4 protein-coding genes and 3 tRNA genes are annotated in these 5,601 nt (G+C 75.2%); 2 read left to right on the top strand and 5 right to left on the bottom strand.

The features are described from left to right. Positions 1-133: 133 nt before the first annotated feature. The 4 genes from ACWGL3_RS30565 to ACWGL3_RS30550 all read right to left on the bottom strand — a co-directional run bounded on the left by ACWGL3_RS30565 (position 134) and on the right by ACWGL3_RS30550 (position 1,353). The gene (locus tag ACWGL3_RS30565; RefSeq protein WP_267948726.1) at positions 134-661 is read right to left on the bottom strand and encodes a lytic polysaccharide monooxygenase auxiliary activity family 9 protein; all 528 of its coding nucleotides are present in this window, start codon (positions 659-661) and stop codon (positions 134-136) included. Positions 662-1,076: 415 nt separating this feature from the next. Beyond that, a tRNA-Val gene (locus ACWGL3_RS30560) sits at positions 1,077-1,153 on the bottom strand. A gap of 15 nt (positions 1,154-1,168) precedes the next feature. Next, a tRNA-Cys gene (locus ACWGL3_RS30555) sits at positions 1,169-1,239 on the bottom strand. A 41-nt stretch (positions 1,240-1,280) separates the two neighbouring features. Further along, a tRNA-Gly gene (locus ACWGL3_RS30550) sits at positions 1,281-1,353 on the bottom strand. A 257-nt stretch (positions 1,354-1,610) separates the two neighbouring features. Between ACWGL3_RS30550 and ACWGL3_RS30545 the strand changes: the two genes are divergently transcribed. After that, positions 1,611-2,867 carry a molybdopterin molybdotransferase MoeA gene (locus ACWGL3_RS30545; protein WP_452462088.1) on the top strand — a complete coding sequence of 419 codons (1,257 nt, stop codon included), beginning with the start codon at positions 1,611-1,613 and terminating at the stop codon, positions 2,865-2,867. Positions 2,868-3,075: 208 nt separating this feature from the next. Here the strand turns inward: ACWGL3_RS30545 and ACWGL3_RS30540 are convergent, their stop codons facing one another. Next, positions 3,076-4,809 carry an MFS transporter gene (locus ACWGL3_RS30540; protein WP_267948728.1) on the bottom strand — a complete coding sequence of 578 codons (1,734 nt, stop codon included), beginning with the start codon at positions 4,807-4,809 and terminating at the stop codon, positions 3,076-3,078. Positions 4,810-4,989: 180 nt separating this feature from the next. Between ACWGL3_RS30540 and ACWGL3_RS30535 the strand changes: the two genes are divergently transcribed. After that, positions 4,990-5,541: a TetR/AcrR family transcriptional regulator gene (locus ACWGL3_RS30535; RefSeq protein WP_267948729.1), complete on the top strand. Its 552-nt coding sequence runs from the start codon at positions 4,990-4,992 to the stop codon at positions 5,539-5,541. The last annotated feature ends 60 nt before the right edge of the window (positions 5,542-5,601 follow it).

The raw sequence follows: 5,601 nt of genomic DNA, 5'->3' as shown, positions 1-5,601 counted from the left end.
CCCCGGCACGGTGCGGGGAAAGGCGAGGACGCGGGCAGGGAGGCCCCGGGGCAGGTGGCCGAGGAGCGCGGGCGGCCCCGGGCGGTGGCGCGTCCTGCCGGTCGGGGCCCGTCGCCGGACGGGCCCCGGCGGATCAGCGGATGTTGATGTCGGTGCAGGCGTAGAAGGCGTTGCCGGTGTCGGCGATGTTCCAGCGGGCCAGGAGCTTGTGCCGCCCGTTGTACCCGGACAGGTCGACGTTGTGGCTCACCGTCGACCCGGGGCGGGCGCCGTTGTCGTTGAACACGGCGATCCTCTGGTTCCCGATGAAGTACTCCCAGGTGCTGGTGGCGTGCGACACCGTCAGGGTCCAGGTGAAGGTCTGGGAGCGGCCCACGTCGGTGACCCGCCAGCCGCGGCTGTCGTCGTTGAGCTCGGAGAACCGCCCGACGCCGCCGTCGCAGCGCATCAGGCCCTTGGGGCCTTCGACGCTCTGCGGCTCCCACTGGATGGAGCCGCACTGCACGATGCCCGCGGCGCACTGGGCCTGGCGGCTCATGGGGTTGGAGACGTAGCCGTGCGCGGACGCGACGCCGGCGGGCATGAGGGTGAAGAAGAGGGCGGTTGCGGCCGCCACGGCGGTCGCGGCGCGGAGTCGGCGGGGGGACGAGCGGGGCTTCATGCGCGGAGCCTTTCCTCGATGACCAGGGAGCGGAGGACCCGGGTCGGGGGGTGAGGCGAAGGTAGGTGGATCGTGACCCTCGGTCAAGGGCCGAGGTGGTCGCGGTGCCGGGCCGTCCCCGTACCGGGCGGGGTACCACCCGGGGGAGGCGGGGTCCCGGCCCGGTCGGCCGGCCTGCGGCGCGTTCACGGTGAACAGCGAGGGGATCGGTCTCCGGCGGCGCCGGTCCGGTCACGTCGGGAGTGGACCACTCCCGCCATGACCACCGGACCACGGCGGGGGCTACATTCTCCTTACCCCGGGGTCAACGGCCGTTTCCCGGGACCCGGACCCGGCTCTCCCACGGCCCTGCGACGACGCGGCGGCCCCGGGGAACGCCGAAGGCCAGAGCCGAAGCTCTGGCCTTGGGTGATACTGGTGGGCGATACAGGACTCGAACCTGTGACCTCTACCGTGTCGAGGTAGCGCTCTAACCAACTGAGCTAATCGCCCGCGTGAAGCGGTGTGAGGTGGAGACGGGATTCGAACCCGTGTAGACGGCTTTGCAGGCCGCTGCCTCGCCTCTCGGCCACTCCACCGAGTCACACGGAAGCGCCTGGGCGCCTTCGCGTCTCCTCCGAGCGGACGACGGGATTCGAACCCGCGACCCTCACCTTGGCAAGGTGATGCTCTACCAGCTGAGCCACGTCCGCTTGCTGCCTGGCCGGTGTCCGCGTCCTCCGCGGCCCCGCCGTGCTGCTGATAAGAACTTTAGCGGAAAGTCGTCAGACGGCAAATCGACGCAGGGAGGACCGGGTCCGCCGCCGGCTCCGGCCCGGCCCCGGCTCCGGCGCCGACCCGTGCGGGGCGGCTCCGGGACCCCCGCGCGGAACGGCCGGAGCGGTGGCTCCCGCCCCGGGGCGCCCGGGTGGACAATGGGGGCGCGCTGGTGCGACGACCGGGAGGCGGCATGGGCAGGAACGGCGACATCCGCGGCGACGCCCACCGGGGCGGGGCCCCGGGCACACACGGGACGTCCGAGGACGGGCGGACGCACGGAACACACGCGGACCACGGGTCCCACCTCTCGTGGGCCCGTGCGCGCGCGGAGGCCGTGGCGCTGGGCGGGCTGCGGGGCGCGGAGCCGCGCGAGACCCCGCTGGAGCGGTCGCTCGGCGGGGTCCTCGGCGCGGACGTGCGGGCCCTGGTGGGACTGCCCGCCTTCGACGCCTCCGCCATGGACGGCTTCGCGGTGGCGGGGCCGGGTCCCTGGCGGCTGGTCGGCAGGCGGCTCGCGGGCGCCCCGGCGGACGGCGCCGGCCTGCGTCCCGGTGAGGCGGTCGAGATCGCCACGGGGGCGAGGGTCCCCAAGGGCTCCGAGAGCGTCCTGCCGTACGAGCGATCGGTGGTCCGCGGCGGTGTGGTGGAGGGCCGGGTGGAGCGCGGCCGCCACGTGCGGTGGGCGGGCGAGGAGACCGCGCCCGGTGAGACCGTTCTCACGAGGGGGACGGTGATCGGACCCGCGGCGCTCGGGCTGGCCGCGAGCCTGGGGCACGCGACCCTGCCCGTGGCGCGCCCGAGGGTGGCGGCCCTCGTGACGGGGGACGAGGTCGCCACGGAGGGCCTGCCCGGGGACGGGAGGGTGCGCGACGCCATCGGGCCGCTGCTGCCGGGGGTCGTCGACTGGGCCGGGGGCGCTCTGGTGTCCGTGCGCCACCTCGGCGACGACCGGTCGGCGCTCAGGGAGGCGGCGCAGGGCGCCGACGCCGACGTCGTCGCCGTGTGCGGCTCGTCCTCCCGGGGCCCGGCCGACCACTTCCGCGCGGTCCTGGACGACCTCGGGGCCGCCGTCGTGGTGGACGGGGTCGCCTGCCGCCCCGGCCACCCGCAGCTGCTGGCGTACACGGACGGCGCCGTCTTCGTGGGGCTGCCCGGAAACCCGGGGGCGGCGCTGGTCGCCGCGGTGACGCTGCTCGCGCCCCTGCTGCGGGCCATGGCGGGTGCGGCCGAACCCCGGGGGAGCCTGCCCGCGGCCGTCCTGGACGGCGGGGTCGAGTCCCACCCGGTGGACACCAGGCTGGTCGCCGTGCGCCTGGTCGGCGGCCGGGCCGTGCCCGTCGGCCACGACCGCCCCGGCAGCCTCCGGGGCGCGGCCCTGGCCGACGCCTACGCGGTGGTGCCCCCGGCCTGGGACGGCGCCGAGGTGGAACTGGTCGGCCTCCCCTGAGGCGGAGGCGTCCGGCCGTCGCCGACACGGGCCCCTGCCCGTCGGCGCCCGACACGCGCGCGGCCCCGGAGGGCATCCTCCGGGGCCACGGGGCCCCACTTCTCCCACCGGCCGTCCGGTGGTCCGTCCGGGGACGGCGGTGCCGGCGGGAGCCCGGCCCCATCGGCCGCCGGACCGCCGCGGGCCGGGGCGGTCCCGCCGCGCCCCGCTACCGCGCGCCCCGGTCCGGGGCGCCTGCCGCGGACCCCGCGGCCGACGTGCTCCCGGCCGGACCGGCCCCGTCCGGGGCGTCCGCGAGGACCTCGGTACCGGCGGGGCCCACCGCGACCGCGTCCGCGCCGCCCCCGTCCTCCGGGGCGGAGGACGGGGCCTCGACGGTCGGGTTGCCCACTCCCCGCAGCAGCACCCAGACCTGGGTGGCGGCGGCCAGGACGATCACCACGGCGATGACGCTGGTCAGGTGCATCCCGTCGGTGAACGCGGAGCGGGCCGCGCCCATGAGGGCGTCGCCGGCGCCGCCGCCCAGGTCTGCGGCGGCGTTCGCGGCGCCGCCCAGGGTCTCCCTGGCCGCGTCGACGGCCTCCGCCGGAACGCCCTCCACACCGGTCAGCTGCGACCGGTAGGAGGCGGTCAGCACGCTGCCCAGCACGGCGACGCCCAGGGCCGCCCCGAGTTCGTAGGCGGTCTCGGAGATCGCCGAGGCCGCGCCCGCGCGCTGGGGCGGGGCCGCGGACATGATCGCGCCGTTGGTCAGCGTCTCGGCGAAGCCCGCGCCGGTGGAGATGAGCGAGAAGCCGAGCGCCACGGTCACCACGCCCGTGGTCACGCCGCTCTCCGGGGCCAGGACCAGGACGGCGAACCCGGACGCGGTCGTCAGCAGGGACCCGCCGATCACCGCGGCCAGGCTCAGGTGCCGCGACAGGCGTACCGCCACCAGGCCCGCGAGGACCGACAGGACGAGACCGGGGACCAGCACGAGGCCGGCCCGCATGGGCGAGATGCCGAGGACCAGCTGGAGGTACTGCGTCAGGAAGAACAGCGACGACACCAGCGAGAACACGATCATCAGGTTCGTGGCGACGGCCACGCTGAACACGCGGTAGCGGAACAGGCCCACGTCGATGAGCGGGTCGCGGAGCTGCCGCTGGCGGCGCACGAACAGGTAGCCCAGGCCGAGGCCGACGGCCAGGGAGGCGATCGGCACGACGCCGAACCCCTCGGTGGCCAGCTTCTTGATCCCGTACACGGCGGGCAGCATCGCGGCCATGGACAGGACCGCGCTCAGGAGGTCCAGCCGCCCCGCCTCCGGGTTGCGCGACTCGCGGACCAGCAGCGGCACCAGGACCAGGATCAGCACCATGACGGGCAGGTTGATCAGGAAGACCGAACCCCAGGAGAAGTGCTCCAGGAGCCAACCGCCCAGGATCGGGCCGAGCGCCGCGCCGCCGGAGAACCCGGAGGCCCAGATGGCGATGGCGAGCAGCCGCTGGCGCGCGTCGAGGAAGATGTTGCGCAGCAGGGACAGCGTGGACGGCATCAGCGAGGCGCCCGCCAGGCCGAGCAGGGCGCGGGCGAGGACCAGGGTCTGCGCCGTGGGCGAGAACGCGGCGATCAGCGAGGCGGCGCCGAACGCCGCCGAGCCGATCATGAGCAGGCGCCTGCGGCCGATCCGGTCGCCGAGCGAGCCCATGGTGATGAGCAGGCCGGCCAGGACGAAGCCGTACACGTCGACGATCCACAGCAGCTGGCCCGCAGTGGGCCGCAGGTCCTCGCTCAGCGCGGGGACGGCGAATCCGAGCACGGTCGAATCGACCGAGATCAGGATCACGGGCAGGACCAGGACGGCGAGGGCGGCCCACTCCCGCGGCCCGGCGAGGGCCGGGGCCGCTCGGTCGCGTCCGTGCGCGTCGGTGGGGCCGGTTCCGGCCTTGGCGGAGCTCATCATTCCTCGTTACGTGTTGCTGGTTGCGCGGCACCCCGACCGGGGGCGCGGTGGAGGCCCGACGGGAGGCAGCGGACTCCGGGTCGGGAGGGGCGGGAAGTCTGGTCGACCGCGGGCACGCCGCAGGACTCTTCAACCGTCCAGACGGTACAGTACCGTCCGGACGGTACAGTGTCAATCGTGAACGCATCGAACACCCGCGACCGAATTCTCGACTCCCTCCAGGACATCCTCATCGGCGAGGGCTATTCCGGGGTGACCCTGGAGGCCGTCGCCCGCGCCGCCTCGGTGTCCAAGGGAGGGCTCCTCTACCACTTCCCGTCGAAGGCGGCGATGCTCACCGGGCTGATCGAGCGCCTGAGCGAGCTGGCGGAGGAGGAGTTCCGCGAGGCCCGGGAGGGGCCCGAGGGCGTGGTCCGCGTGTTCCTGCGCACGTCGCTGCCGCAGAGCCCCGAGGAGCGCGAGCTGTACTGGGCCGTCATCGCCGCCCTGCGCGGTCGGGAGGACATGCCGGAGGAGGCCACCCGCAGGGTGCAGTACCTGTTCTCGCACTGGGGGGAGCTGCTGCACGACGAGCTCACCGACCCCGTCCTGGCCGAGATCATCCTGCGCGCCGGGGACGGGCTCTACATGGCGGCGATCGCCGGCCTGCCGCAGCCCGAGCCCGCGCTCACCCGGGAGATGATCGACCGCCTGGTCGAGGCCTCGGACAAGGTCCGCCGCACCAGGTGAGGGGCGGCGCGGCCCCGGGCCGCGGGGTCCCCGGCGCGCTCCGCCGGGCGGGCCCGGGGG

This window comes from Nocardiopsis sp. NPDC055824 (genome assembly GCF_053616335.1).
This window is presented reverse-complemented; position numbering and strand designations above follow the sequence as displayed.